The sequence below is a fragment of the Lysobacter niastensis genome (assembly GCF_015453285.1).
Lineage (GTDB): Bacteria > Pseudomonadota > Gammaproteobacteria > Xanthomonadales > Xanthomonadaceae > Lysobacter_J > Lysobacter_J niastensis.
On sequence record NZ_JADLZT010000008.1, the window covers coordinates 78,610 to 104,803 of the forward strand.

Annotated in this window: 17 protein-coding genes; 10 read left to right on the forward strand and 7 right to left on the reverse strand. The window is 68.8% G+C overall.

The genetic code is table 11. The features are described 5' to 3' along the window. Positions 1-24: 24 nt before the first annotated feature. Positions 25-1,578: a phospholipase D family protein gene (locus tag IU514_RS14775; protein WP_194931906.1), complete on the forward strand. Its 1,554-nt coding sequence runs from the start codon at positions 25-27 to the stop codon at positions 1,576-1,578. Positions 1,579-1,589: 11 nt separating this feature from the next. Here IU514_RS14775 and IU514_RS14780 read toward each other — a convergent pair whose 3' ends face one another. From IU514_RS14780 to IU514_RS14790, 3 genes are read right to left on the reverse strand one after another with little or no spacing between them, the layout of a single operon-like run. Next, entirely contained in the window at positions 1,590-3,428 is a 1,839-nt protein-coding gene (locus IU514_RS14780) for an alpha/beta hydrolase-fold protein (protein ID WP_194931907.1), read from the reverse strand. 23 nt (positions 3,429-3,451) lie between these two features. Then, a complete protein-coding gene (locus tag IU514_RS14785; protein WP_194931908.1) occupies positions 3,452-6,178 on the reverse strand; it encodes an alpha-1,6-glucosidase domain-containing protein in 2,727 nt (908 codons plus the stop codon). Positions 6,179-6,197: 19 nt separating this feature from the next. Continuing rightward, positions 6,198-7,820, reverse strand: coding sequence for an alpha-glucosidase family protein (locus IU514_RS14790; protein WP_194931909.1), 1,623 nt, complete (start codon positions 7,818-7,820; stop codon positions 6,198-6,200). Between the two features lie 319 nt (positions 7,821-8,139). On the opposite strand from IU514_RS14790, the gene IU514_RS14795 reads away from it, so the two are divergent. Genes IU514_RS14795 through IU514_RS14805 form a run of 3 tightly spaced genes read left to right on the forward strand, consistent with a single transcriptional unit; the run spans position 8,140 to position 13,629 of the window. Further along, on the forward strand, positions 8,140-10,422 hold the full coding sequence (locus IU514_RS14795) for a glucosidase family protein (RefSeq protein WP_386760315.1): 2,283 nt from the start codon (positions 8,140-8,142) through the stop codon (positions 10,420-10,422). Beyond that, positions 10,419-11,912, forward strand: coding sequence for an MFS transporter (locus IU514_RS14800; protein WP_194931911.1), 1,494 nt, complete (start codon positions 10,419-10,421; stop codon positions 11,910-11,912). The genes IU514_RS14795 and IU514_RS14800 overlap by 4 nt, the downstream gene beginning before the upstream one ends. Positions 11,913-11,937: 25 nt before the next feature. Further along, a complete protein-coding gene (locus tag IU514_RS14805; protein ID WP_386760564.1) occupies positions 11,938-13,629 on the forward strand; it encodes an alpha-amylase family glycosyl hydrolase in 1,692 nt (563 codons plus the stop codon). A 190-nt stretch (positions 13,630-13,819) separates the two neighbouring features. Here IU514_RS14805 and IU514_RS14810 read toward each other — a convergent pair whose 3' ends face one another. Together IU514_RS14810 and IU514_RS14815 are read right to left on the reverse strand one after the other, a co-directional pair. Then, positions 13,820-14,854, reverse strand: coding sequence for a LacI family DNA-binding transcriptional regulator (locus IU514_RS14810; RefSeq protein WP_194931912.1), 1,035 nt, complete (start codon positions 14,852-14,854; stop codon positions 13,820-13,822). 123 nt (positions 14,855-14,977) lie between these two features. Beyond that, positions 14,978-15,673: a VIT1/CCC1 transporter family protein gene (locus IU514_RS14815; RefSeq protein WP_194931913.1), complete on the reverse strand. Its 696-nt coding sequence runs from the start codon at positions 15,671-15,673 to the stop codon at positions 14,978-14,980. A gap of 205 nt (positions 15,674-15,878) precedes the next feature. Between IU514_RS14815 and IU514_RS14820 the strand changes: the two genes are divergently transcribed. Then, the gene (locus IU514_RS14820) at positions 15,879-17,255 is read left to right on the forward strand and encodes a glutamate--cysteine ligase (protein ID WP_194931914.1); all 1,377 of its coding nucleotides are present in this window, start codon (positions 15,879-15,881) and stop codon (positions 17,253-17,255) included. 21 nt (positions 17,256-17,276) lie between these two features. Here the strand turns inward: IU514_RS14820 and IU514_RS14825 are convergent, their stop codons facing one another. Together IU514_RS14825 and IU514_RS14830 are read right to left on the reverse strand one after the other, a co-directional pair. Continuing rightward, positions 17,277-17,966 (reverse strand): Dph6-related ATP pyrophosphatase, encoded by a 690-nt coding sequence (locus IU514_RS14825; RefSeq protein WP_228760763.1) that lies wholly within the window; start codon positions 17,964-17,966, stop codon positions 17,277-17,279. A 306-nt stretch (positions 17,967-18,272) separates the two neighbouring features. Continuing rightward, positions 18,273-19,928 carry a hypothetical protein gene (locus IU514_RS14830; RefSeq protein WP_194931915.1) on the reverse strand — a complete coding sequence of 552 codons (1,656 nt, stop codon included), beginning with the start codon at positions 19,926-19,928 and terminating at the stop codon, positions 18,273-18,275. A 151-nt stretch (positions 19,929-20,079) separates the two neighbouring features. Here IU514_RS14830 and ppc point away from each other — a divergent pair, with 151 nt between their 5' ends. The 5 genes from ppc to fghA all read left to right on the forward strand — a co-directional run bounded on the left by ppc (position 20,080) and on the right by fghA (position 25,927). Next, entirely contained in the window at positions 20,080-22,842 is a 2,763-nt protein-coding gene (gene ppc / locus IU514_RS14835) for a phosphoenolpyruvate carboxylase (RefSeq protein WP_194931916.1), read from the forward strand. A 19-nt stretch (positions 22,843-22,861) separates the two neighbouring features. Further along, the gene (locus tag IU514_RS14840; protein WP_194931917.1) at positions 22,862-23,236 is read left to right on the forward strand and encodes a hypothetical protein; all 375 of its coding nucleotides are present in this window, start codon (positions 22,862-22,864) and stop codon (positions 23,234-23,236) included. Positions 23,237-23,330: 94 nt separating this feature from the next. Continuing rightward, the gene (locus IU514_RS14845; RefSeq protein WP_194931918.1) at positions 23,331-24,440 is read left to right on the forward strand and encodes an S-(hydroxymethyl)glutathione dehydrogenase/class III alcohol dehydrogenase; all 1,110 of its coding nucleotides are present in this window, start codon (positions 23,331-23,333) and stop codon (positions 24,438-24,440) included. Positions 24,441-24,501: 61 nt separating this feature from the next. Next, complete coding sequence (gfa, locus tag IU514_RS14850) at positions 24,502-25,074, forward strand: S-(hydroxymethyl)glutathione synthase (RefSeq protein ID WP_194931919.1); 573 nt, start codon at positions 24,502-24,504, stop codon at positions 25,072-25,074. Between the two features lie 22 nt (positions 25,075-25,096). Beyond that, positions 25,097-25,927 (forward strand): S-formylglutathione hydrolase, encoded by an 831-nt coding sequence (fghA, locus tag IU514_RS14855; RefSeq protein WP_194931920.1) that lies wholly within the window; start codon positions 25,097-25,099, stop codon positions 25,925-25,927. The last annotated feature ends 267 nt before the right edge of the window (positions 25,928-26,194 follow it).

Here is a 26,194-nt window from a genome sequence, read left to right on the forward strand (position 1 = left end):
GCCTGGCGGGGGAGGGGATGGGCCGTGACCGCTTCCCGCCACTTCACTGCGCTGCTGCTGGCCACGGTGCTGGCGCTGCTGGCCGCCGGCTGCGCCCGCCTGCCCCCACGCGGCGAACTGCCGCCGGAGCACGCGTTGCCGGTGACGGAAGGCGCGGCTCTCGATCGCGCCTTCGCACCCGCGCTGCAGCAGCATCCGGGCGAATCCGGGTTCCGGCTGGTGCCCGACGGCGTCGAGGCGTTCGCGCTGCGTGGGCTGTCGGCGCGCGCCGCCGAGCGCAGCCTCGACGTGCAGTACTACATCTGGCACGACGACATCACCGGCTGGGTGCTCGCGCGCGAACTGGTACGCGCGGCTGACCGCGGCGTGCGCGTGCGCCTGCTGCTGGACGACATGGATGCGCGCGCCAACAACTTCGCACTGGCCGGCCTGGATGCGCACCCGAACATCGAGGTGCGGTTGTTCAACCCGTTCGCATCGCGGAAGGGCGCGGCCCGCAAGGGCTGGGAGCTGATGACCGGCTTCTCCCGCATCAATCACCGCATGCACAACAAGGCTTGGATCGCCGACAACCGCCTAGCCGTCACCGGCGGACGCAACATCGGCGACGAGTACTTCTCGGCGAGCGATGAGGTCAACTTCGTCGACACGGATTTCGCCGTCGCCGGTCCTGCGGTGGCCGAACTCAGCGCCGCCTTCGACCGGTACTGGAACTCCGCCGCGGTGTGGCCCGTCGCCGCACTGAGTCCCGAACTGGTCACGCCGGAAACGCTGGCCACGCTGCGTGCACGCGGCGAGGACCATGCGCGGGAGGTCGCCGCGTCGCCGTGGGTGCAGTCGCTGGGAGACAACGAGGCGTTCCAGCGCGTGCGCGAAGGCCGGCTGGAGTTCCAGTGGACGCCGCGCTGGCAGGTGTGGGCCGACGACCCGTTGAAGGCGATGAAGGCGCCCGATCCGATGGCGCGCTCGACGGTGCTGCGCGGCTTCACCCAGGCCATGCAGGAAACCCGTTCGAAGATCACGCTGATCTCGCCGTATTTCGTACCGGGACCGGCGGGCTCCGATGGGCTCGTCGGCGCGGTCCGGCAGGGGCGTCGCGTCTCGATCCTGACCAACTCGCTGGCCGCCAACGACGTCGCGGCCGTGCACGGCGGCTATTCGAAGTACCGCGAGCGGCTGGTCGATGGCGGCGTCGCGTTGTGGGAACTCAAGCCCAGCCCGGCGCAGAGCGCCGACCACAGCCTGTTCGGATCATCCGGCGCGAGCCTGCACACCAAGGCGGCGGTGCTGGACGAGGACACCGTGTTCGTCGGCTCGTTCAACCTCGACCCGCGCTCGGTGTCGCTGAACTGCGAGCAGGGCGTGCTCGCCACGCACCCGGCGCTGGCGACTGAGCTGTCGGCATTGTTCGCCCGCATGACAGACGGCGAGCACGCGTGGCGCGTCGGTCGCGACGCCAACGGCAAGCTGCAATGGAGCGACGGCACGCGCACCGAGCACAGGGACCCGGACGCGAGCACGTCGCGTCGCTTCACTGCCTGGCTGCTGCGCTGGCTGCCGTTCGATGCGCAGTTGTAGGGGCGCGGGCGCTACTTCGACGCGGACGTCCCGAGCAGGAACTGCAGCGGCACCTCGAGCCGGTCGCGCCAGGCGCGTTCGTTGTGCTCGGCGCCCTCAAAGCGGCGGGTGATCCAGTTCCTGCCTTCGACGTAACCGTGCTCGCGCATCACCGCGTCCATGCGCGCCTGGTACGGCGCATAGGCGGCATCCAGCGTGGCGGTGCCGAAGTCGTAGTAGAGGCGATGCGTGGCAGGGTCGGGCAGGTGACCGTCCAGCCAGCCGATCATCAGGCCGTCGCCGACGGGCCAGTGCGTCGACACCGCGCCGACGCCGCCGAACACCTCGGGATACTCCGCTGCAGCGTACAGCGAGATCAGCCCGCCCATGCTCGAACCCATCACGAAGGTGTCGTCGCGGCCGGGCCGGGTCGCATAGGTCGCGTCGATGAAGGGCTTCAGCTCTTCGACGAGGAAGCGCAGGTAAGCATCGGAGCGGATGTCGTCGACCGGCATCGGAGGCACGTTCGCCACGCCTGACGGCAATGCGCTGCCGGGGATCGGCTTGCGCGGCATGTATTCCTGGAACCGCAGCGGCGTGTTCCAGATGCCGACCACGATCGCCTCGCGCACGCGGCCCTCGCCGATCAGTCGCGTCATCGTGCCGTCCACGTCCCAGTCGATGCCGGTGTAGGACAGCGACGGGTCGAACAGATTCTGGCCGTCGTGCATGTAGAGCACCGGATAGCGGCGTGCCGGCACCTTGCCGTAGCTGGGCGGCAGCCACACGTCGACGTTGCGCGCGGCGACATGGCGCGATGGCATGTCCTGCCAGCTCTCGGTGCGCCCGGTGGCGTTGAGTGCCGGGGCGTGCACCGCATAGGCCCAGGTCAGGAACACCGGCAGCATGCGCGCCCAGCCGGCCTGGTTGTGCTCGCCACCCTTGAGTTCGTAGAACGCGACATCGGCGCGCGCAGGACGTGAGCCGTAGTGCAGATCGACGCTGTAGTTCTGCTGGCGCAGTCCCTTCATGCCGCCGCTCTGGCCCACGCGCCAGCCTTCGATCAGGTCGCAGGTGTCGTCGAGCGCATCGTTGATGCCGTCGCCATCGCGATCATCCTTGTCTTCGGCCGTGCCGACCGCGAAGAACCAGCGCGCGCCGTTGCGCGGTTCGCTGCCGTCGACCATGCGCTGCGCCAGCCGCGTGCGCTGCGCGGCATCGGCATCGCTGCGGTCGGACGACAGCCAGAACGACGGCGAGAATGCGCCGGCGCGGCCGAACAGCTCGGGATACTGCCAGCCGAGGTTGAAGGCATTGAGCGCACCCAGCGACCAGCCAAGGATCGCGCGTGCGTCCGGCGTGGTGCGGGTGCGATAGCGCGCATCGACGGCCGGCACCAGCGTGTGCGCGACCCACTCGGAATAGGCCTGTGCCTGCGTACCGACCGGTCCGTACTTCGTCTGCGCCACGATCGCGTGGCCGGCCTTGCGGTCGGACAGACCGTAGGCGCCCATGCGGTCCTTGGGCATGTCGATCGCGACCACGATCGGCGGCCGGATCGTGCCGGAGGCTGTCAGGCGATCCAGCGTGCCGGCCAGGTCCACTGCCTCGCGGTCCTGGCCGTCATTGAGGTACAGCACCGGATAGCGCTGGTCGCCCTGCGCGTAATCCGGCGGGAGGTACACGGTCGCGCGCATGCCTTCGGGTGCGAATGCGGTCGCCGCGAAGGTCATCGCCTCGGTGCGATAGGCGGCAGGCGATTCCTTCGCCGCAGGTGTCGCGGCGGCGGGAGTGGACGCATGCACCGTCGTGCCCGCGAACAGCGCGGCCGTCAGCAGCGGGGCGGTGAACAAGAAGCGAGCGCGGTTCATCCGGTTTCCTGTGTGTGGTGCAGTCACTCGACGACAAATACGACCGCGGTGCGCGCCGGCACGGTGAAACGGCCGGCGCCTGGTTCGTAACGGGCCTCGCGCGCGCGCCGGTCGGCACCCTCGCGCAGCGCAGGATGCAGTTCGTAGTGCTTGCCCGCCTGTGCAGGAAGGGACAGTGACTGCGGGGTCGTGCCGGCGTTGATCAGGTAGATCGCTTCCCGATACACGGCGTCGGGCATGCCGCTGCCGTCGAGGTGTCCGGCGATCATCACCGGATTCTGGCCCGGGCCAGCGTCGGGGAAGCTCAAACGTTGCCGGATCTCCTCGGCGGTGCCCAGGCGGAACAGCGGCGAACTGGCGCGGATGCGCAGCCAGTCGCGAAAGCCGTCGCGCATGAAGGCGATCTCGCGCGGCGATGGCTTGATCGACGCGTCGGCCAGGCGCGGCTTGATCAGCGCGTAGTCCGCGGCGTTGTCGGTGCGCGGCGGCGCGCCGGTGCCGAAGTGGTTGTCGCGGTAGCTCCAGTCGAGCCGGTTGAACCAGTCGCCGGAGTCGTAGCTGTTGCGGTCCATCGACTTGGAGCGCAGCGTGTCGATGCCGGCGTGGAAGTAGGCGATGCCCTGGCTCAACGCGGTGACGGCCGCGCCCAGCAACTGCACGCGCGCGCGATCCTCGCGGCTCGTGTCCGGCGGGAGCTTGAAGGCATTAAGGTCGAACAGCGTCTGGTTGTCGTGGTTCTCGACGTAGTTGACGACCTCCGACGGCTGGCTTGCGTAGCCCGCCGGCTGGCCCTTGTAGTCGACCGCCGACAGCGGCAAGGTGCGGTCGTCGCTGGCCGTCATCGTGTAGTCGCGCAACGTGCCCGCCAATCCCACGCGCACGAGGTCGGCGGCGTGCATCCGTTCGCTGGCCGGCCGCACGGACTCGGCCAGACCGTTGAGCCAGCCCTGCGCGGATACCAGTGCATCGCCGTGGTCGCCCGGGCTGCCGCCGCGCAACGCATCACGCGCACGGTCGCTGAACGTGCCGATGCCGCTGCCGTTCAACGAGGCCTGCGAGGCCTGGACGAAGCGTGCGCCGTCGGCGACCTCGCCGAAGTTCCAGCCCTCGCCGATCAGTTGCACGTCGCGGTCCGTCGCGGCGTCCACGGCACGGTCCAGCGCCTCCATCACCGCACGCGGCTGGTGGCCCATCAGATCGAAGCGGAACGAGTCGATGCCGTACTCGCGTGCCCACAGCACGGTCGAGTCGATCATCAGCTTGCCCATCATCGCGTGTTCGGTCGCGGTGTTAGCGCAGCAGGTCGAGCGCTCGACCGCGCCGCGTGCGTCCAGCCGGTGGTAGTAGCCGGGGACGATGCGGTCCAGCACCGACCACGGATGGCGGCCAGATGCGGTCATGTGGTTGTAGACCACGTCCATGCCCACGCGCAGACCCGTCTGGTGCAACGCCATCACCATCTTGCGGAACTCGATGACGCGGCGCGCGCCATCGGACGCGTCGCTTGCGTAGCTGCCTTCCGGCGCGTTGAAGTGGAACGGCTCGTAGCCCCAGTTGAAGCAGTCCCGCGCCGCCACCGCCATCACCGCGTCCTGCTGCGCCTCGCTGTCGGCGGCGGTGCGGGGCATGTCGGGCACGGCGCAACCGGTCTCGGGCACGCCCGCGAAATCGAACACCGGCAGCAGGTGTACGTCGGTCAGTCCGGCCTGCGCGAGCGCGCGCAGATGGCGCATGCCCGCCGAATCGCGCTCGGCAAAGGCGAGATACTTGCCGCGGTTGGCGGCGCTGACGGTCGCGTCGTCGCGCGAGAAGTCGCGCACATGCAGTTCGTAGATGACGGCATCGGTCGGCTTGCGCTCCGTGCCCGGCGCGTGGTCCGTATCCCAGCCTTCGGGCTTCAGCGCGGCGCTGGACAGATCGCCAACGTAGCTGCGCGCCGAATCGGTGGTCAGGCTGATCGAGTACGGATCGGTGACGCGGTTGCGGACGATGCCGGCGCCGGGCGCGTACACATCGACCAGGTAAGCGTAGTAGCGGCCGGACAAGTCGAGCGGCCTCGAGGCCGACCACGCGCCGGTGTCGTCGTCGCGCTGCAGTGGAATCCGGGCCGATGCCACGCCTGCGTCACCGCGCTCGAACAGGCACACTGACACGTCCTGCGCCGTCGGTGCCCACAAGCGGAACGTGGTGCGGTCGGCGGTCACCGTCGCGCCGAGGTCGTCGATGCCGGAAGCATCGGCGTAGAGATCGTCCAGCGCGCCGGGCAGCTGTGTCGCCGTGGCATCGAGCACGCGGCCCGCGGCGTCCTCGTGGACCAGCACCAGCTGGCCGGTGAGCAGCGATGGCAATCGCGCGACGCCGGCTTCATCCAGGGAGAGCACGGGGCCCGGTGCGACGAAACGGAAACGTTCGGCCAGCGCCTTCGGCAAGTCGCCGGCATGCGGCCGCAGCGTCAGTGCACCGTCGGCGCCGGCCACGCGCTGGCCGGGTTGGGCCATGATCTTGCCGATGGCCGAGTGGTACAGGCGATAACGGCCCGACGGATGTGAACCCTGCGGCTGCGGCCACTGCAGCAGGCTCCGGTCGAGCCAGTAGGCGCGCGCATCCTGCGGCGTGGCCTCTGCCGGCGCAGCGTGCAGGACCGTCTGGTAGTCGCCCTCGCACGCCTTGAGATTCTCAGCGTCGCCTGCCTGCGCCGAGAGCGACGCGACGAACAATACGAGCGGAGCGGCGCGAGCGAGGCGATGCATCACAGGCACCGGCCGGCCATTATCCGAGCCTGGCGTAGAACACCGCGTGCGCCGGCAGCTGCAATGCGTTACCGGTGATCTCGCCGGAGACCAGGCCGTGATCGGTCAGTGGCGAGACCGCAGGCAGCTCCGACGGCAGCGTCCACCGCACCGGCTGCGCCGACAGGTTGAACACGGCCAGCAGCGTTTCGTCGCGCTCGCTGCGGACGAACGCCAGCACCGGTTCGGGTGCGTCGAGGAAGCGGATGTTGCCCAGCACCAGCGCTGGATGCTGCTTGCGCCAGCGCAGCAGGTGGCGCACACCATTGAGCACCGAATCCGGCTGCGCATCCTGCACGTGCACGCTGAGCGCCTGGTGCGACTCCGCGACCGGCAGCCACGGCGTGCCGCTGCTGAAGCCCGACTGCGCGTCGCCGCTCCACGGCATCGGCGTGCGGCAGCCGTCGCGGCCCTTGAAGTTCGGCCAGAACGCGATGCCATACGGGTCCTGCAGCGCTTCGAACGGGACGTCGGCCTCGGGCAGCCCGAGTTCCTCGCCCTGGTATAGGCATACCGAGCCACGCAGCGAGCACACCAGCGCGACCAGCTGCCTGGCCAGGCTTTCCGCATTCGCCGCATCGCTGCCCCAGCGCGTCACCGCGCGGCGCACGTCGTGGTTGGAGATCGCCCAGCACGGCCAGCCGGCCGTCATCTTCGCTTCGAGGTCCTCGACCGTGCCGCGGATGTAGGCTGCGCTGCGGTCGTCGGTCAGCAGCTCGAAGCTGTAGCCCATGTGCAGGCGCTGGTCGTTGACGTACTCGGCCATCGTCGCCAGCGAATCCTCCGAGGAGATCTCGCCGAGCGTGGTGGCATCGGGATAGCGGTCCAGCAGCGCGCGCAGGTCCTCGAGGAACGCCAGGTTCTCGGGCTGCGTGTTGTTGTGGTGGTGGTATTGGAACGCGTACGGGTTGTCGGCGCTGAAGCCGCGCCCGGTGCGCAGTTCCGCAGGCTTGGGCGGGTTGTCGCGCAGCTGCGCGTCGTGGAAGCAGAAGTTGATCGCGTCCAGGCGCAGGCCATCGACGCCACGGTCCAGCCAGAACTTCACGTTGTCCAGCGTCGCCTCGCGCACGGCCGGGTTGTGGAAGTTCAGGTCCGGCTGCGAAGCGAGGAAGTTGTGCAGGAAGTACTGGCCGCGGCGCGGCTCCCACTGCCAGGCCACGCCGCCGAAGATCGACAGCCAGTTGTTGGGCGGCGTGCCGTCGTCGCGCGCATCGGCCCACACGTACCAGTCGGCCTTGTCGTTCTCGCGGCTCTCGCGGCTTTCCTTGAACCAGGCGTGGTCGATCGACGTATGGCTCAGCACCTGGTCGATCATCACGCGGATGCCGAGCGAGTGCGCCTTGGCGAGCAGGCGGTCGAAGTCGTCCAGCGTGCCGAACAGCGGGTCGACGTCGCGGTAGTCGGCGATGTCGTAGCCGAAGTCGGCCATCGGCGACTTGAAGAACGGCGAGATCCAGATGGCGTCCACGCCGAGACTGGCGACGTAGTCGAGCCGGGCGATGATGCCGGGCAGGTCGCCGACGCCGTCGCCGTTGGTATCCAGGAAGCTGCGCGGATAGATCTGGTAGATCACCGCACCACGCCACCACCGAGCCATCGTCATCCTGTCCCCGCATCACGCCAGTCGTGTGGGCGCCGCTCCGGCGCGCCACGAGGGCGCCACTATTCCACGTCGCACCGCCGCCGCACATTGCCCGTCCGGGGTGGCTGGCGATGAATACGTATGCAGCCGAAATTGTGCAACCGCACCGCCGACTACCATGACGGCTCGTCGCAGGGGTGGGGGCTTCATGCAGGTGAGCCAGGCCGAGCGGCCGACGAGCAGTCCCGCCGGCGGCGGGTGCGGCGGCCCGGCACATGCATCGCTATCGGCCTCGGGAGCACCCGGGGTGGCGTCCCGGCGTCCCGTCATCGTGTTGGCGATGTCCTGCGCATTGGCCTGCGCGCAGTTTATTTCCGTCGCGCGGGCGGCAGGCCCGGCGCCCGCATGGCAGCACTCGCTGGAATGGCGCGGCCAGACCGCCCGCATGGACGAGCTGCCGGACGGTGGCTACCGGTTGCAGCATCCGGGCGGCGAGCGCCGGATCGCGGCGCAGCCGCTGGCCAGCGACACCGCCAGCGTGATGTTCGACGGCCTGTTCGCAGTGGCGCAGGCGGAACTGGACGAGGCCCGGGTCGCATCGATCACCGACGGTGCGTTCGACAGCGGCCAGCCGATCCCGTGCCCGTGTTTCGAGACCGGCGAGAAATGGCGCTACGTCTGGACGCGCGACGTGTCCTACGCGATCGACCTCGCGCTGGCGCGGCTCGACCCGCAACGCGCCCGCGCCTCGCTGCGTTTCAAGCTGTCGGAAACGCGCGCGGGGACGAAGGGCCTGTACGTCGCGCAGGACACCGGTTCCGGCGGCAGCTGGCCGATCAGCAGCGACCGCGTGGTCTGGTTCCTGGCCGCGCAGCACCTGATCGATGGCAACGACGACGACAGCCGCCGCTTCGCCGGCGAGGTCTGGCGCGCGCTGACCGACACGCTGGCACAGGACCGCCGCTACGTCTTCGACGAGGCGATGGGCCTCTATCGCGGCGAGACCTCGTTCCTCGACTGGCGCGAACAGTCGTATCCACGCTGGACCGCGAACGATGTCGGCTTCATCGCGCAGTCGTTCGCGCTGTCCACCAACGTGCTGCAGTACCGCGCGCTGCGGCTGGCCGAGCGGCTCGCCCGCGAACGCGGTGATGCCCGGGCGGAGCAGTACGCGAAGCAGGCGCAGGACCTGGGCGCGACAATCGAACGCCGCTTCTGGCGCGAGGACCGCGGCCTGTACATGAGCTACATCGGAACGGCTGCGCATCCGGTGCCGTTCGAGGCCTACGACCTGCTCGGCCTGTCGCTGCTGGTCGACAGCGGCATCGCCCCGCGCGAACGCGCGCTTCGGGCGCTGTCGCGCTATCCGGCGCTCGACAGCGGCAGCCCGGTGATCTGGCCACAGCAGCCCGATACCGCGATCTACCACAACCGCGCAAGCTGGCCGTTCGTCAGCGCCTATTCGCTGCGGGCGGCGCGTGCGACCGGACATGCGCCGCGCATCGCACACGAGATCCGCGCGTTGATGCGCGGTGCCGCGCTGGCCGGCTCGAACATGGAAAACTTCGAGTTGACCACGCAGGCGGTGCACGTCGACGACGGCGCGCTCAGTGGTCCGGTAGTCAATTCGCCGCGCCAGCTGTGGTCGGTAGCCGGTTACCTCGACATGGTCATCGAGGGCGTATTCGGGGTGATGCCGGACGGCCGCATCGAGCCGAAGCTGCCGGTCGAGCTGGTGCCGGTGCTGTTCGGCGATCGCGAAACCATTTCGCTGCAATTGGCGAACCGGCGCATCACGCTGCGGCGTCCGCGCGAACTGTCGGGCGACCTGCTGGTGGCGAAGTCGATGCACACCGAAGGCGACAGCACGGCGGTGCAGCTCGTCGCCGCCAGGAGCGCCGACGGTACGCTGGCGAGCGACGCGGCCGCGTTCGCGCCGGCCTCGCCCGAAGCGCCGCGCGTCGACGCGGACGGCGCGCAGTGGAAGATCGCGCTGCCGGCGCGGACACGCCTGTACGTGGACGGCGCGCGCCAGGCCGATGCCGGCGAGGCGAGAACGGTGGAGGTGCCGCGAGGCGACGTCGAGCAGTGCTTCAGCCTGACGCGCGTCGATGCGAACGGGCTGGAGTCGCTGCACGGCCCCACGCGGTGCACCGGTGATGAAATCACCGTCGCTGGCGAGTGGCCGCGCCGCTGGATCGCGCCGCACGACGGCCGCTACGCCGTGCGCGCGGACTTCCTCAACCCGCATGGGCCGATCAACACCGGCATCACCGCCGCGGTGAAGTGGCTGGACGTGCAGTGCACCGGCCAGCCCGCGCAGGGCGGCGTGCTGGTGATGCCGCACGGACAGGCGCGGCAACGCTCCAGCGCGGTCACCTTCCGTGCCGCCGCAGGCGCAGAATGCCGGTTCGGGCTGCGCGACGGATTCAACATGAGCTACCTCAGCCACAACGCCCATTACACCGGCGGCAGCGGCGGCCAGTCGGGACCGCTGAACGCGGCCGACGTGGGCGCGCTGCACGTGGTGGCGCTCGCCCCGACCCCAGACACTCCGTCCGACACCCTCGCGAAGGACGCAAGCAAGCAAACCGCAACCCTCGCGGAGAACCGCACGCAATGAGCACCACCAAACCGACGCTGTCGTTCTGGCAGATCTGGAACATGTGTTTCGGCTTCCTCGGCATCCAGTTCGGATTCGCCCTGCAGAACGCCAATGTCAGCCGCATCTTTCAGACGCTCGGCGCGAGCATGGACGACATCCCGGTACTGTGGATCGCCGCGCCGCTGACCGGCCTGATCGTGCAGCCGATCGTCGGTTACCTGTCCGACCGCACGTGGACGGGCCTCGGCCGGCGTCGTCCGTATTTCCTGGTCGGCGCGGTGCTCGCCACGCTGGCGCTGTTCGCGATGCCGAACTCGCCGACGCTGTGGATCGCCGCCGGCCTGCTGTGGGTGCTCGACGCCTCGATCAACATCTCGATGGAACCGTTCCGCGCCTTCGTCGGCGACCAGCTGCCGACCCAGCAGCGCGCCAGCGGCTACGCGATGCAGAGTTTCTTCATCGGCGTCGGCTCGGTGATTGCGAGCCTGCTGCCATGGCTGCTGGCCAAGGCCGGCGTCGGCAACACCGCCGGTCCGGGCGAAGTGCCCGACACGGTGCGCTACGCGTTCTATTTTGGCGGTGCGGTGCTGCTCGGCGCGGTCGGCTGGACCGTGCTGCGCACGCGCGAATATCCGCCCGAAGTCCTGCGCGCCCACGACACGCTGCCGCGTGCGCCGCAGCGTCCGCTCGACGTGGCGCGTGCCCGCCGCAACGGCCTTGTCTGGCTGGCGGCCGGCGCGGCCGGTGCGTTCGCGGTGATGCAACTCGGCCTCGACAAGCAGCTCTACATCCTCGCCGGCCTGCTGGCGGCCTACGGCCTGGCGCTGGTCGTGGTCGGCTGGGTGCGTCGCGACAGCGCGTTCGCCCACATCATCAACGACCTGCACGACATGCCGGCCGAGATGCGCAAGCTGGCGGTGGTGCAGTTCTTCTCGTGGTTCGCGCTGTTCGCGATGTGGATCTACACCACCGCGGCGGTGACCGAAGTGCACTTCCGCAGCACCGACACCTCATCGGCCGCCTACAACGACGGTGCCAACTGGGTCGGCGTCCTGTTCGCCGCGTATAACGGCTTCGCCGCGCTGGCGGCGATCGTGATCCCGTGGATGGTGCGTCGCATCGGCCTGCGCATGAGCCACCTGGTCAATGCCACGCTCGGTGGCCTCGGCCTGCTGTCGTTCCTGCTGATCCGCGACCCGCAGTGGCTGCTGCTGTCGATGGTCGGCGTCGGCTTCGCGTGGGCGTCGATCCTGTCGCTGCCGTACGCGCTGCTGTCGGACAGCGTTCCGGCGGAGAAGATGGGCGTTTTCATGGGCATCTTCAATTTCTTCATCGTGATCCCGCAGCTGGTCGCGGCCAGCCTGCTCGGCTTCCTGCTGAAGACGTTCTTCGGCGGCCATCCGATCCAGGCGCTGGCGATCGGCGGCATCAGCCTGATAGTCGCCGGCCTGTGCGTGCTGCGCGTGCGCGAGCCGGGCGCGGCCGTCGCCACGTCGGCGGTACATTGAGGAGCCGGCCATGATGCGATCGAACATGGCCCGCGCCATCCGCGTGTCGCTGGCTTCCGTGCCCCTGCTCGTGGCGACCACGGCGCAGGCCGCCACGCCGGACATCTACGGCACGCTCGAACCCTTCGCCAGCGAAGCGGTGTACTTCGTCGTCACCGACCGCTTCGTCAATGGCGATACGTCCAACGACCAGCGCGAGCAGGGCGGAGCGGATCCGGCGCGTCGTACGTTCGACCGCCGCATTCCGGGGCCCAACGGCGAGAGCGACAACATCGGCTACCTCGGTGGCGATTTCAAAGGCGTGCTCGACAACGCCGGCTACATCCGCGGCATGGGCTTCACGTCGGTGTGGGTCACGCCGATCGTCGATCAGCCCGATGAAGCCTTCACCGGCGGCAAGCCCGCCAGCTGGGGCAGCTTCTGGACCGACCAGGGCAAGACCGGTTACCACGGCTACTGGGGCGTCAATTTCTACAAGCTCGACGAACACCTTCCGAGCCCGGGCCTGGACTTCGGCGGGTTCACGAAGGCGATGCAGGGGCAGGGCCTTAAGGTCGTGCTCGACATCGTCGGCAACCACGGCTCGCCGTCGTTCACGATGCCGGTGGATCAGCCGAAGTTCGGTGAGGTCTACGACGCGAACGGGGCGCTGCTCGCCGATCACCAGAACCTGCCGCCGGACCAACTCGATCCCCAGCACAACCCGCTGCACGCGTTCTTCCACACCACGCCCGAGATCGCCGAGCTGTCGAACTTCGACGACACCAATCCGGCGGTGATGGACTACCTGGCCGGCGCCTACGCGCAATGGCTGGACCAGGGCGCTGCCGCGCTGCGCATCGACACCATCGGCTGGATGCCGCACGCATTCTGGAAGGAGTTCGCGCGCCGCATGCGCGAACGCCGTCCGGGCCTTTTCATGTTCGGCGAGAACTTCGACTACCACCCCGACAAGATCGCGCCGCACACCTGGGCGGAGAACGGCGGCATCAGCGTGCTCGACTTCCCGCTGAAGGAGCGCATGGGCGAGGTGTTCGGGCGCGGCAAGGACGGCAAGCAGGCTGGCTACGAACGCCTGGAAGGCCGTCTCTACCTGCGCGGCGGCCCGTACGCCAATCCGTACGACCTGATGACCTTCTACGACAACCATGACATGCCGCGCCTGGATGCCAGCGACGCCGGCTTCATCGACGCGCACAACTGGTTGTTCACCGCGCGCGGCATCCCGGTGGTCTATTACGGCTCCGAAGTCGGCTTCATGCGTGGCCGCGCCGAGCATGCCGGCAACCGCAACTACTTCGGCCAGGAGCGCGTCGACGGCGCTGCCGGAAACCCGATCCACGACAGCCTGGCGCGTATCGCCAAGGTTCGTGCCGCGTCACCGGCGCTGCAGCGCGGCGTGCAGCTGGACGTGCTGATGAAGGGCGACCGCGCTGCGTTCTACCGCGTGTACCAGCACGACGGCGTCGCGCAGACCGCACTGGTGCTGCTCAACAAGGGCGATGCGCCGGCCGCGTTCGAAGTGAAGCGCTGGCTGCAGGCGGGCCAATGGCGCGCGGCGCTCGGTGGCGGCGAGATCGCCGTTGGCGAGAAGGGGCGCCTCGATGCGACCGTGCCGGCGCACGGCGTCGAGGTCTACTTGCTGGATGCGCCAGTGACGCGTGCCGACCTGCTGCGCGAGTCGAGCAAGTCGATGGCGGCGGGGCGGGGGCGCTGAAGGACTGCAGTAGTGTCACCCGTTCGCTCTGAGCGTAGGCCCAAAGGGCCGAAGTCGAAGGGGCGTACGGACCGATCGACGCCCGTTTAATCCTTCGACTCCGCGCTGCGCGCTACGCTCAGGACGAACGGTGATGGGGAGGGCGGAAGGGCGTGGCAATGAGAGGCGCGTTGAGCTGAAAAGGCGCTCATCAAGCCCCGCTCGAACGCCGCACCACTAGCGACGCCGGCAGCGTGATGCTCTCGGTCGCCTCGCCGTGCACCTGGCGCAGCAGCGTTTCCACGAGCAGTTCGCCGGCGCGCTTGGTGTCCTGGAACACGGTGGTCAGCGGCGGGCTCGCGAAGCGCGCCATCGGGATGTCGTCGAACCCGACTACGGCGATGTCTTCCGGCACGCGCAGGCCGGCTTCGGCGAACGCGCGCAGGGCGCCGATCGCGATCAGGTCGCTGGCGGCGAACACCGCATCGAACTCGCCGCCGCGCGCCAGCAGTTCGCGCGCCGCGGTGTAGCCGTCTTCCTCGAAGCTCTCGGCGTCGACCTGAAGGATTGCCTCCATCGCGCCGCCGACCTCGCGCAGCGCCGCGTCGCAGCCGCGGAAGCGGTCGAAGAACTCGGGGCAGTGGCTGGAAGCGCCGCCGAGGAAGGCGATGCGGCGACGCCCGAGGCTCACCAGGTGCTCGCCGGCCAGGCGGCCGCCGTTGAAGTTGTCGCAGCCGATCGACACGCCGGGCTGGTCCGACAACACCGCGCCCCAGCGCACGAAGCGCGTGCCCTGTTCGACCAGCTTCTCCAGCTTTCCCTCGTAAGCGAGGTAGTCGCCGTAGCCGAGCAGGATCAGGCCGTCGGCCTTCATGCTGTCCTCGTAGTCGGCATGCCAGTCGTCGGACAGCTGCTGGAACGAGATCAGCAGGTCCTGGCTTTCGCGCGCGCAGGCACGGGTGATCGAGCCCACCATCGACAGGAAGAACGGGTTGATGTGCGACTCGTCCGGCGTCGGGTCCTCGAACAGCAGCAGCGCCAGCGTGCCGGAGCGCTGCGTGCGCAGGCTGGACGCATGGCGGTCGACCTTGTAGTTGAGCTCGCGCACCAGCGCCTCGACCCGCTTGCGGGTTTCGGCGTTGACCAGCGGACTGCCCCGGAGCACGCGCGACACCGTGGCCTGCGAGACGCCCGCGCGGTGCGCGATGTCCATCGAGGTCGCCTTGAGTTTCTTGCGTGAGCGCATGCGGACTTGCGGAGCGGTAGACCGGGGCTGGCAGTGTAGTGAGCGCCTGCACGCCGCGCATGTGGCAGCGCCGCACAGGTGCGCATTCATCCGCGGCTGCGCATCCGCTTCAGAGCGGAAGGTTCAGGCCGGCAGCTGGAACAGGCGGCCGATCAGCGAGGCCGCGGCCATCGCCAGCGCGCCCCAGAACACCACCCGCAAGGCGCCGCGACCCACGGCCGCGCCGCCGGCCCGTGCCGCAAGCGCGCCCGAGAGGCACAGGCCCAGCAGCGTCGCGGCGATGGTCGTCGCCTCGACCCGCGCCGCCGGAGCCAGCACGGCGGCGGCCATCGGCAGCAGCGCGCCGGTGGCGAACGCGCCGGCCGATGCCAGCGCCGCCTGCACCGGGCGCGCACGCAGCGTGTCGGTGATGCCCAGCTCGTCTCGGGCATGGCTGCCCAGCGCGTCGTGCGCGGTGAGCTGCGCGGCAACCTGGCGCGCGAGGTCGGGGTCCAGGCCTCGGCGGACGTAGATGACGGTGAGCTCGAAGAGCTCGCTTTCCGGATCCTCGGCCAGCTCGCGCCGCTCCTTGGCGAGGTCGGCGTGCTCGGTGTCGGCCTGCGACTGCACCGACACGTACTCGCCCGCAGCCATCGACATCGCCCCGGCGACCAGGCCAGCGATGCCGCTGGTGAGCACCGCGCCCTGGCTGGCGCCGCTGGCGGCGACACCGACCACCAGGCCGGCGATCGACACGATGCCGTCATTGGCGCCGAGCACGGCAGCACGCAGCCAGCCCGCGCGATCGGATCGGTGGTGTTCGGCGTGCCGGCTTCGCATCGGTCCTTCCTGCTTTCGAACAAGGGGGTGCCGGTGTCGTCACGATTCCCGGTGCGGGCACCAGTAGCGCGGCCAGACTACAGCGTTGCAGCGTGGAGGTTGTTCGGAAACGGCCGGGGACTACACTGGACGGGTATTGCTATTGCAGGCGGCGGCCGCATATCGCAGACCGGCTTCCTCCTAGCCACTCCCCCACGAGGTGCGCGTGTCCGGTCCCAGTCAGGTCAAGGATGTCCCCATCACTGCCGGCGCCGAGGGGCGCGCGCAGCTGATCGATTTTCTCGGTTCCGGCGTGCGTGCGCCGCAGGACTGGAAGATCGGTACCGAGCACGAGAAGTTCGGATTCCGCACCGATGATCTGCGTCCGCCCACGTTCGACGGCGAGCGCGGCATCGAGGCGTTGCTCAAGGGCCTGACCCAGTTCGGCTGGGCGCCGGTCGAAGAGAACGGGAGAGTCATCGCGCTGAGCCGCGACAACGCCGCGGTCTCGCTGGAACCGGCCGGCCAGCTGGAACTGTCCGGCGCGCCGCTGGCGACGCTGCACGACACCTGCTGCGAGGCATCCACCCACCTGAAGGAAGTGCGCGCGGTCGCCGAACCGATGGGGCTGGGTTTCCTCGGCATGGGCTTCCAGCCCAAGTGGCGCCGCGACGAGATGCCGTGGATGCCCAAGGGCCGCTACAAGATCATGCGCGAGTACATGCCGAAGGTCGGCTCGCTCGGCCTGGACATGATGACCCGCACCAGCACTGTGCAGGTCAATCTCGATGTCGCTTCCGAAGCCGACATGGTCAAGAAGTTTCGCGTGTCGCTGGCCCTGCAGTCGGTCGCGACGGCGCTGTTCGCCGATTCGCCGTTCACCGAGGGCGAGCCCAACGGCTTCCTCAGCTACCGGTCGCACATCTGGACCGACACCGATCCGAACCGCACCGGCCTGCTCGACTTCGTGTTCGAGGACGGCTTCGGCTACGAGCGTTACGTCGATTACCTGCTCGACGTGCCGATGTACTTCGTCTACCGCGACGGAAAGTACATCGACGCCAGCGGCCAGTCGTTCCGCGCTTTCCTCGACGGCAAGCTGCCGGCCTATCCGGACCAGCTGCCGTCGATCAAGGACTGGGCCGACCACAGCACCACCGCGTTCCCGGAAGTGCGGCTGAAGAAGTACCTGGAAATGCGCGGCGCCGACTCCGGCCCGTGGAACCGCATCTGCGCGCTGTCGGCGTTCTGGGTGGGCCTGCTGTACGACCAGACCGCGCTGGATGCGGCATGGGACCTGGTCAAGGACTTCTCGCTGGAGGAATTGCACGCGCTGCGCAACGGCGTGCCGCGGCAGGCGCTGAAGCTGCCGTTCCGCAACGGCACCGTGCTCGACATCGCGCGCCGCGCGCTGGAGATCTCCGCGCATGGCCTCAAGGCCCGCGACCGTCGCAACCGCAACGGCGCCGACGAGTCGATTTACCTGTCGCCACTGATGGAGTTCGCCGAAGCCGGCATCACCCCGGCCGAGCGCAAGCTGGAACTCTTCCACGGCACCTGGGGCGGCAGCGTCGATCCGGTGTTCACCGAGTACGCGTACTGACGGCGTGTCCGACGAGCCCGGTCAGTCGCCGATGAAGTCGGTATAGGCGAAGCGTCCGTCGCGCAGCACCGTCTCGCCGCGACGGACCTGGAGCGGTTCATTGAACATCGGGCCGGCGGCGGCGAGGGTGTGGAACTCGCCGCGCTCGCCGCAGGGGTCCACGCCGGCGGGCAGGTCGCGCAGCAGCGCCGCATCGAAGGCCCGTCCGGCGAACGCGTCGCCCAGCTGCGTGGTGTCGACGCAGCACAGCCAGGCGCGCAGGCCGCCGTCGATCATCTCGCGCGCCAGCTGTGTCGTGTCGGAGCCGAACAGCGGGTAGTGCGGCGTCCAGCCCAGCTGCGCGCAGAGTGCGTCGCGGTACGCCCGGATGTCCTCCAGGAACAGGTCGCCGAAGGCGATGTCGCGCAGGCCGGGGAATCGGCTGCGCGCGTCCTCCAGACCCTGGGCGAACACCCGCTCGTAGGTGTCGTTATCGGCGCGCTGCGGCATCCAGGCTTCGATCACGGGAATACCGGCGGCGCGGGCCTGTGCCTGCAGCACATCGCGACGGATGCCCTGCATCGCGACGCGGTCATAGCCTTCGGTGAGCGTGGTCAGCAGTCCGACGACTTCGACGTCGTCGCGCTGGCGCAGCGCGTGCAGGGTCCAGGCGGCGTCCTTGCCGCCGCTCCAGGAAAGCAGGATCGGGGTGCGTGTCATGGGAGGAAGCATGCGGCATTCCTCGGCACCCTGACAGAACTGTCGCGGCGACTGCCGTCACCTCCAGTCCACGCTCCGTCCATCCTTCGACTCCGCTTCGCTACGCTCAGGACGAACGGTGTTGGTTTCCGGACTCATCCCATGCGAAGCAGTGTCTATCCCCACCGTTCGTCCTGAGCGTAGGCGCGCAGCGCCGGAGTCGAAGGATGAATGGTCTGGAGTTCTTCAGTCACGTAAGGCTGTCTCCAAGTGTTTGAGCGAAGGGAAGTGAGAGGACGCGTAGCGACCCTCCTCTCATTCCCCACACTCGCTGCACCCTCAGAACCGCGACGCCGCCAGCTTCACGTCCGCCCACTGCCATGCAGCTGCCTGCCTGCGGTCGCTTTCCGCCGCGGCGTCGCTCTGCTTCATCGCGCGCTGCGCTTGTGCCTGCCCGTACAGCGACCAGCCGTTCTCGGGGTACTTGACGAGGTCTTCGGCGTAGACGGTTGCGGCTTCCTTGGCGCGGCCGGCGTCGAGCAGCGCGGCACCGAGGTATGGACGCACCGGCAACGGCCAGTCCGGCGGTTCGTTGTAACTGAGCAGGTCCTCGGCAGCGGCGGCCTTGCGCAGCGAGGCGATGCCGTCCTTGCGGTTGCCGCTGGCCAGCTGCAGTTCGCCGCGCAGCATTTCCTCGGCGACGTCGAGCACCTTGTCGGCGGTATTGATGTCGAAGAACGCCACCTTCTGCAGGCCCGGTTCGGTCGCGAGTTTGCGCAGCGCGTCGAGCTCGGCCTGCGCGTCCTTCGTCTTGCCGGTGCGCACGTAGGCCATGCCGCGCGCGAAGTGCCAGATCGCGGTCGGGTAGGGCTGCGGCGCCGGCGCCTGTTCCTGCGCGAGGATCGCGTCCCACTCGCCGAAGCGCGCCTGTGCGAACAGCGGCGCCACGACGAACTGCTGCATGAAGGCCATCTCGTCCAGTTTGGCCATGTCGGCGCGCTGCGCGGTCTGGCGCGCGGCCTCCAGCGCCAGCGTGCGTGAGCCGTGCAGGGCGGCGGTCATCGCCGCGAAGTGCCAGTTGTGCGGCACGTAGCCGAGCGGATAGACGCCGTTGCTGCCGCGGCACACGGCGAGGAAGTCCTTGTCGGCCGTGCTCGCTGCGAAATTGGTCAGCGTGGCGTCGTGGTAGCGGCCGGTGCGGATGTAGATGTGCGCGGGCATGTGCACCAGGTGGCCGGAGCCCGGCGCGAGCGAGGCCAGCTTGTCGGCGTAGGGTTCGGCGCGCTGCGGCGTCTGCGACGCTTCCACCGCGTGGATGTAGTAATGCGCCGCGCCGATATGGTTGGGATTGCGTGCAAGCACGCGCTCAAGTGCCGCTACCAGCTCGTTGGTGTACTGCGTGGGCTGGCCGTCAGGCGTCCAGTACGCCCACGGCGACAGGTCCATCAGCGCTTCGGCGTAGAGCGTGGCGATGTCGTCGTCTTCGGGGAAACGCTTCGCGGCGTCCGCCATCGCCTTCGCGTAGGCCTCGTCCAGCGGCTTGCGATCCTCGGGAGCGGGCGTCGCATAGCGCTTGGCCAGCGCCTCGATCAGCGCACGGTCGGCAGGGCGCACCTTGCCGGAAAGCTGCATCGCGCGTGAGGCGAGCGAGGTGGCGTCGGCCGCGAGTTCCGGCGCCATCGGCAGGTTGATGTTGGGACCCAGCACCAGCGCCTCGCCCCAGGCGCACATCGCGCACTTGGGATCGAGTCGCGAGGCTTCCGCGAACGCGCGGCGGGCCGTCTCGTGGTTGAAGCCGTACGCAAGCCGCAGCCCCTGGTCGAAATAACGCTGCGCGGCCGGCACGTCGGTATCGATCTCGCGATGCAGGTTGCCGAAGGTCTCGAACAGCGGCGGGCCGGGCGTGGCGGTCGCCTCTTCGCGGACCGGCGCGGCGGAATCGCAGGAAGACAACGCGAGGACCAGCATCAGGGGCAGCGTGAGCGGACGGAGCATGGCGGATTCCGATGGCGGTGGGCGGTGGCGGCCGGCGGGGAGGGGAACGAAAGCCAAGGGGGTACAACGCCAAGCGTACCCCCGTCCGGTCGCGTGATCGTTGCTCCTGTAACCGTCGCCGGAAAATGTTGCAGTGCGGTAGGCTCGCGGAATGAGCGCCCCCCGCGAGCCCGCCGTAGAGCCTGCCGAAGAACCGTTGCGCGTGGTCGAGTTCGCGCCGACCGACGCGTTGTTGCGCGAGGACGTCAAGGCCGTAGGTGCCCTCGTCGGCGAGATCCTGGCCGAACAGCGCGGGCCGCAATTCCTCGAAGCCGTCGAGCGCCTGCGCCGCGCCGCGATCCGGCGCCGCGAGAGCGACGCACCGGCATCGGAACTGGCGCAGGCACTGGCCGGCATCGAACTGGAGCAGGCCGGCGACCTGGTGCGCGCGTTCGCGACCTATTTCCAGGCGGTCAACGTCGCCGAGCGCGTGCACCGCATCCGCCGACGCCGCGACTACGAGCGCAGCGGCGCCGGCGCACAGCCGGGCAGCCTGCGCGAGGTGCTGGCGACGCTGGTCACGCAGGGCGTGAGCCTGGAAGAACTGGCGACGCTGCTGCCGCGGCTGCGCATCGAGCCGGTGTTCACCGCGCACCCGACCGAAGCGGTGCGGCGCGCGCTGCTCGACAAGGAACGGCAGATCGTCACCTGCCTGATCGAGGACATCGATCGCGGCCGCACGCCGTACGAGCGCCGCGCCGACCACGAGCGCATCCGCCTGGCGCTGACCGCGAGCTGGCAGACCGCCGAGGCCTCGCCAGTGAAGCCAAGCGTCGCCGACGAGTTCGAGCACGTCAGCTATTACCTGTCGGAAGTGCTGTACCGCGTGCTGCCGGTGTTCTACGAGTTGTTCGAGGACGCGTTGCAGCAGGCGTACGGCGAAGCCGCCGCGGTGCCGGCCGTGCTCGGCTTCGGCACCTGGGTCGGCGGCGACATGGACGGCAATCCGAACGTCGGTGCCGACACGATCGCCGCGACGCTGGCCGGCCAGCGCGCGCTGGTGCTGGCGGCGTACCGGCGCGACATCGCCTCGCTCGGCGAACTGCTGAGCCAGTCGGTGAATCGCGTCGGCGTGTCGGACGAAGTACTCGCGCGCATCGAGGAATACCGCTACCTGCTGCCGCGTGCCGCTTCGACGCTGAAGCCGCGCCACGCCGACATGCCCTATCGCAATCTGTTGACGCTCATCGCCGCCCGCCTGCAGGCCACGTCCGACGACCACGTCAACGGCTATCCGGATGCATCCGCCTTCCTCGCCGATGTGCTCGCGATCGAACGCAGCCTGGCCGCGCACCATGGCGAGCATGCGGGTGGCTTCGCCGTGCGGCGCCTGCGCCGGCGACTGGAGTGCTTCGGTTTCCACCTCGCCAGTCTCGACCTGCGCCAGGACTCGGGCACGCACGACGCGGCGCTGGCCGAACTGCTCGGCGATGCGCAATGGGACACCCGTAGTCACGAGGACCGCGCTGAACGCCTGCACGCGCTGCTCGACGGCAGCGCGCCGGCGCCGAGCACCGGCAACGGCACCGCACGGCCGACGCTCGACGTGTTCCGCGCGGTGTCGCGCCTGCGCATGCGTTACGGTGCGCGCGCCTTCGGCCCGTACATCGTCAGCATGAGCCGCAGCGCAGCGGACGCGCTGGCGGTGCTGGCGCTGGCGCGAATCGCCGGCTGCGTCGACGACGACGGCCGCGTGCCTCTGGACGTGGCGCCGCTGTTCGAGACCGTCGACGATCTCGACGCCGCCGTCGATTCGCTGCGCGCGCTGTTCGCCGATCCGGTCTATCGCCGCCACCTGGCCTCGCGCGGCGATCGCCAGGTCGTGATGCTCGGCTATTCCGACAGTGCCAAGGACGGCGGCCTCGTGGCCTCGCGCTGGGCGCTGCAGCAGACCCAGGTCGCGCTGACCCAGCTCGCCGCCGAAAGCGGCGTGCGCATCGCCTTCTTCCACGGCCGCGGCGGTTCGATCAGCCGCGGTGGCGGCAAGACCGAGCGCGCGGTGATCGCCGCGCCACGCGGCTCGGTCGACGGCTTCTTGCGCCTGACCGAGCAGGGCGAGGTGATCCACCGCAAGTACGGCATCCGCGCGATCGCGCTGCGCAACCTCGAGCAGTCCACCGGCGCGGTGCTGCGCGCGACGCTGCGACCGCGCCCGCCGGAAGTGCGCGAGGAGCGCTGGCGCGCGATCGCTGCCGAACTGGCCGCGCAGGCGCGCGCGCGCTACCGCGCACTGGTGCACGACCATCCGGATTTCCCCGCGTACTTCCGCGCCGCCACGCCCATCGACGTGATCGAGCGACTGCGCATCGGTTCCCGCCCAAGCAAGCGCGCCACCGATACGGGCCAGACCTCGTTGCCCGGAATCGGTTCGCTGCGCGCGATCCCGTGGGTGTTCGCGTGGGCGCAGAATCGCGCCGGTTTGACTGCGTGGTATGGCGTCGGCACCGCGCTGGAAGCCGCGCTGCAGCGCCACGGCCGCGACGCGCTGGCGGAAATGGCGCGCGACTGGGCGTTCTTCGGCACGCTGATCGACGACGTCGAGATGGTGCTGGCCAAGTCCGACCCGGGGATCTTCGAGCGCTACTCGCTGCTGGCGGGCGAACTGCACGAGCGCTTCCATCCGGGCATCGCCGCCGAGTTCGAACGCACGCGCGCCGCGGTGCTGGCGATCAAGGGCAGCGACGAACTGCTGGCCGGCGACTACCGCCTGCGCCAGTCGATCCGCCTGCGCAATCCGTACGTGGACCCGATCAGCCTGCTGCAGGTCGACCTGCTTGCCCGCTGGCGCGCCGCCGGCCGCCCCGACGACGCGCTGTTGCAGGCGCTGGTGGCGACGGTCAACGGCATTTCGGCGGGGATACAGAACACCGGTTGAGGGCGCATCATCGGCGCCGATGCTGATCCGATTCGCCACCCTGGACATGGACTCCGACTCCGGTCGCCCGAGTGGCGTGCTGGTGGCTGCCCATGCACTGCGTGACGAGGCCGATCTGGCTGCCCATGAGCACGAAGCGCTTTACTCGGCCTTGCGCTGGTTCAACGAACAGTTGCCAGTGCCCTCGGCGCTCGACGAGCCTGAGCATCGGCGTGCCATCTCGTGGTTCAAGCCCGCCGCCGTCGAGGCGATCCGGCGGATGTGGCATCTGAAGGACCTACTCGACCTCCACGGGCATCACGTCCAGGTGTTCCGAACGGCTGATCCGGGGACGGTCCTCTATGAGGACGAGTGGCAGGTGGTCGCCAAGCCACGGAGAGGCCAGCGCTTCTGAACCCACAGGCCGGAACGCGCAAACCTTCTCCCGCCCCGCTTAACGCTTCGCTGGCTACCATGCCCTCCTGTCCAGGGATCCGGGAGCCACCTCCGTGAAATCGCGTGCCGCCGTAGCGTTCGAAGCGGGCAAGCCGCTGCAGATCGTCGAGATCGATGTCGCCCCGCCGAAAGCCGGCGAAGTGCTGGTGAAGATCACCCACACCGGCGTCTGCCACACCGACGCTTTCACGCTCAGCGGCGACGACCCGGAAGGCCTGTTCCCGGCCGTGCTCGGCCATGAAGGTGGCGGCGTCGTCGTCGAGGTCGGCGAGGGCGTCACCAGCGTGAAGCCCGGCGACCACGTGATCCCGCTGTACACGGCCGAATGCGGCAAGTGCAAGTTCTGCCTGTCCGGCAAGACCAACCTGTGCCAGGCGGTGCGCGCCACCCAGGGCAAAGGAGTGATGCCCGACGGCACCTCGCGCTTCTCCTACAACGGCCAGCCGCTGTACCACTACATGGGCACCAGCACCTTCAGCGAGTACACCGTCGTCGCCGAGGTGTCGTTGGCGAAGATCAATCCGCAGGCGCCGCTGGAGAAGGTCTGCCTGCTCGGCTGCGGCGTGACCACCGGCATCGGCGCCACGCGCAACGCGGCCAAGGTGCAGGAAGGCGACAGCGTCGCCGTGTTCGGCCTCGGCGGCATCGGCCTGGCCGTCATCCAGGGCGCGCGCCAGGCCAAGGCGGGCCGGATCGTCGCCGTCGATACGAATCCGGGCAAGTTCGAGCTGGCGATGCAGATGGGCGCGACCGACTGCGTGAACCCCAAGGACCACGACAAGCCGGTCCAGGACGTCATCGTCGCGATGACCGACGGCGGCGTGGACTGGAGCTTCGAGTGCATCGGCAACGTCGAGGTCATGCGCTCGGCGCTGGAGTGCTGCCACAAGGGCTGGGGCGAGAGCGTGATCATCGGCGTCGCCGGCGCCGGCCAGGAAATCCGCACCAGACCATTTCAGCTGGTGACCGGCCGGGTCTGGCGCGGCACGGCGTTCGGTGGCGTGAAGGGACGCACGCAGCTGCCCGGGATGGTGGAACAGGCGATGTCCGGCGAGATCCAGCTCGATCCCTTCATCACCCACACGCTGCCACTGGAGCGTATCAACGAGGCCTTCGACCTGATGCACGAAGGCAAGTCGATCCGCACCGTGATCCATTTCTGAGTGGTCCATTTCTGAGCGCGGCGCCGGCCTCCGCCGGCCGTGCATCGACCGGAGGTGTGCGATGGCCATTGCGATTCATCCGTCCGTGGACAACGGCATCGCGCCTGGGCGCGACGATTTCGCAGGAGGCACGCTGTCGTGCAAATGCGCGCAGTCGCCGGTGAAGGTGAAATTGTCGGCGCAGACACTGCACAACCATGCCTGCGGCTGCACCAAGTGCTGGAAGCCGCCGGGTGCGCTGTTCGCGGTGATCGCGGTGGTGCCACGCGACAAGGTCGAGGTGGTCGAGAACGGCGACAAGCTCGCCATCGTCGACGACAAGGCGACGATCCAGCGCCACGCCTGCAAGGACTGCGGGGTGCACCTGTTCGGCCGCATCGAGAACAAGGATCACGCCTTCTACGGTCTCGACTTCGTGCACACGGAGTTGTCGAAGGAGGCGGGCTGGTCGCCGCCGGGTTTCGCCGCATTCGTCTCGTCGATCATCGAATCCGGAGCCGACCCGGCCAACATGGGCGCGGTCCGCTCGCGACTGCGCGAACTCGGGCTGGAACCATACGACTGCCTGTCGCCGACGCTGATGGACGCGATGTCCACGCACGCGGCGAAGCGGTCCGGCGTGCTGAAGGGCTGATGCAGGGCAAACAGGGATACTGATGGAGCGGATCGAGGAACACGCCTGCCATGGCGGGCGCCAGCAAGTGTGGAAGCACGCGTCGGAGACGCTGTCCTGCGAGATGCGCCTGGGCGTCTATCTGCCGCCGCAGACCGAACGTGCGGCCTGCGCGGTGCTGTACTGGCTGAGCGGGCTGACCTGCACCGAGCAGAACTTCATTACCAAGGCCGGCGCACAGCGTTACGCCGCCGAGCACGGCCTGATCCTGGTCGCGCCCGACACCAGTCCGCGCGGCCCGGGCGTGGCCGACGCCGAGGGCTACGACATCGGCCTCGGCGCGGGCTTCTATGTCGACGCGACGCAATCGCCGTGGTCGTTGCAATACCGGATGCACGAGTACGTGACGCAGGAACTGCCCGCGCTGGTCGAAACGTTCTTCCCCACGACGCAGACGCGCTCGATCAGCGGCCACTCGATGGGCGGTCACGGCGCGCTGGTCGCGGCATTGCGCAACCCGGGCCGTTACCGCAGCGTGTCGGCGTTCTCGCCGATCGTCGCGCCGTCGCAGGTGCCGTGGGGACAAAAGGCATTCACGCAGTATCTCGGCAGCGACACCGCTGCGTGGAAGGAGTGGGACACGGTCGAACTCGTGCGTGACGCATCCGAACGGCTGCCGCTGCTGATCGACCAGGGCGAGGCCGACGAGTTCCTCGACCCGCAGCTGCGTCCCGACCTCCTGCGCCGCGCCTGCGCCGATGCAGGACATCCGCTGCACCTGCGCATGCGCGCCGGCTACGACCACAGCTACTACTTCATCGCCAGCTTCATCGGCGAGCACATCGCCCACCACGCCGCGGCGCTGCGCGGCTGATTGCGGAGTTAGCGCCCATGACAGTTCTCCGGAGCGTCCTTGCAATTGCCTTCCTGACCGGCTCTTTCCGGGCGGCAGCCTGTCCCACTGAGCCTCCCAGCTTTGCGCAGGTTCAAACCGCAACGTTTGTTGCTTTCGGTCGTGCGGTTAGTAGTGACTGGGACAAGCCAACCGAACGCCTGTTGGTTCGAGTGGCCGTTACGGACGTTCGTAAAGGCAACGCGCTCGATATGTTGGTGGCGACGTCTCCGTGCCGGGTACCCATCA

Excerpts from the sequence above, each read along its gene's own strand:
- ppc (WP_194931916.1), top strand. The coding sequence starts at position 20,080 with ATGAGCGCCCCCCGCGAGCCCGCCGTAGAGCCTGCCGAAGAACCGTTG.
- IU514_RS14805 (WP_386760564.1), top strand. The coding sequence starts at position 11,938 with ATGGCCCGCGCCATCCGCGTGTCGCTGGCTTCCGTGCCCCTGCTCGTG.
- IU514_RS14815 (WP_194931913.1), bottom strand. The coding sequence starts at position 15,673 with ATGCGAAGCCGGCACGCCGAACACCACCGATCCGATCGCGCGGGCTGG.
- IU514_RS14780 (WP_194931907.1), bottom strand. The coding sequence starts at position 3,428 with ATGAACCGCGCTCGCTTCTTGTTCACCGCCCCGCTGCTGACGGCCGCG.
- IU514_RS14840 (WP_194931917.1), top strand. The coding sequence starts at position 22,862 with ATGCTGATCCGATTCGCCACCCTGGACATGGACTCCGACTCCGGTCGC.
- gfa (WP_194931919.1), top strand. The coding sequence starts at position 24,502 with ATGGCCATTGCGATTCATCCGTCCGTGGACAACGGCATCGCGCCTGGG.
- IU514_RS14785 (WP_194931908.1), bottom strand. The coding sequence starts at position 6,178 with ATGCATCGCCTCGCTCGCGCCGCTCCGCTCGTATTGTTCGTCGCGTCG.
- IU514_RS14825 (WP_228760763.1), bottom strand. The coding sequence starts at position 17,966 with ATGCTTCCTCCCATGACACGCACCCCGATCCTGCTTTCCTGGAGCGGC.
- fghA (WP_194931920.1), top strand. The coding sequence starts at position 25,097 with ATGGAGCGGATCGAGGAACACGCCTGCCATGGCGGGCGCCAGCAAGTG.
- IU514_RS14790 (WP_194931909.1), bottom strand. The coding sequence starts at position 7,820 with ATGACGATGGCTCGGTGGTGGCGTGGTGCGGTGATCTACCAGATCTAT.
- IU514_RS14795 (WP_386760315.1), top strand. The coding sequence starts at position 8,140 with ATGTCCTGCGCATTGGCCTGCGCGCAGTTTATTTCCGTCGCGCGGGCG.
- IU514_RS14800 (WP_194931911.1), top strand. The coding sequence starts at position 10,419 with ATGAGCACCACCAAACCGACGCTGTCGTTCTGGCAGATCTGGAACATG.
- IU514_RS14810 (WP_194931912.1), bottom strand. The coding sequence starts at position 14,854 with ATGCGCTCACGCAAGAAACTCAAGGCGACCTCGATGGACATCGCGCAC.
- IU514_RS14830 (WP_194931915.1), bottom strand. The coding sequence starts at position 19,928 with ATGCTCCGTCCGCTCACGCTGCCCCTGATGCTGGTCCTCGCGTTGTCT.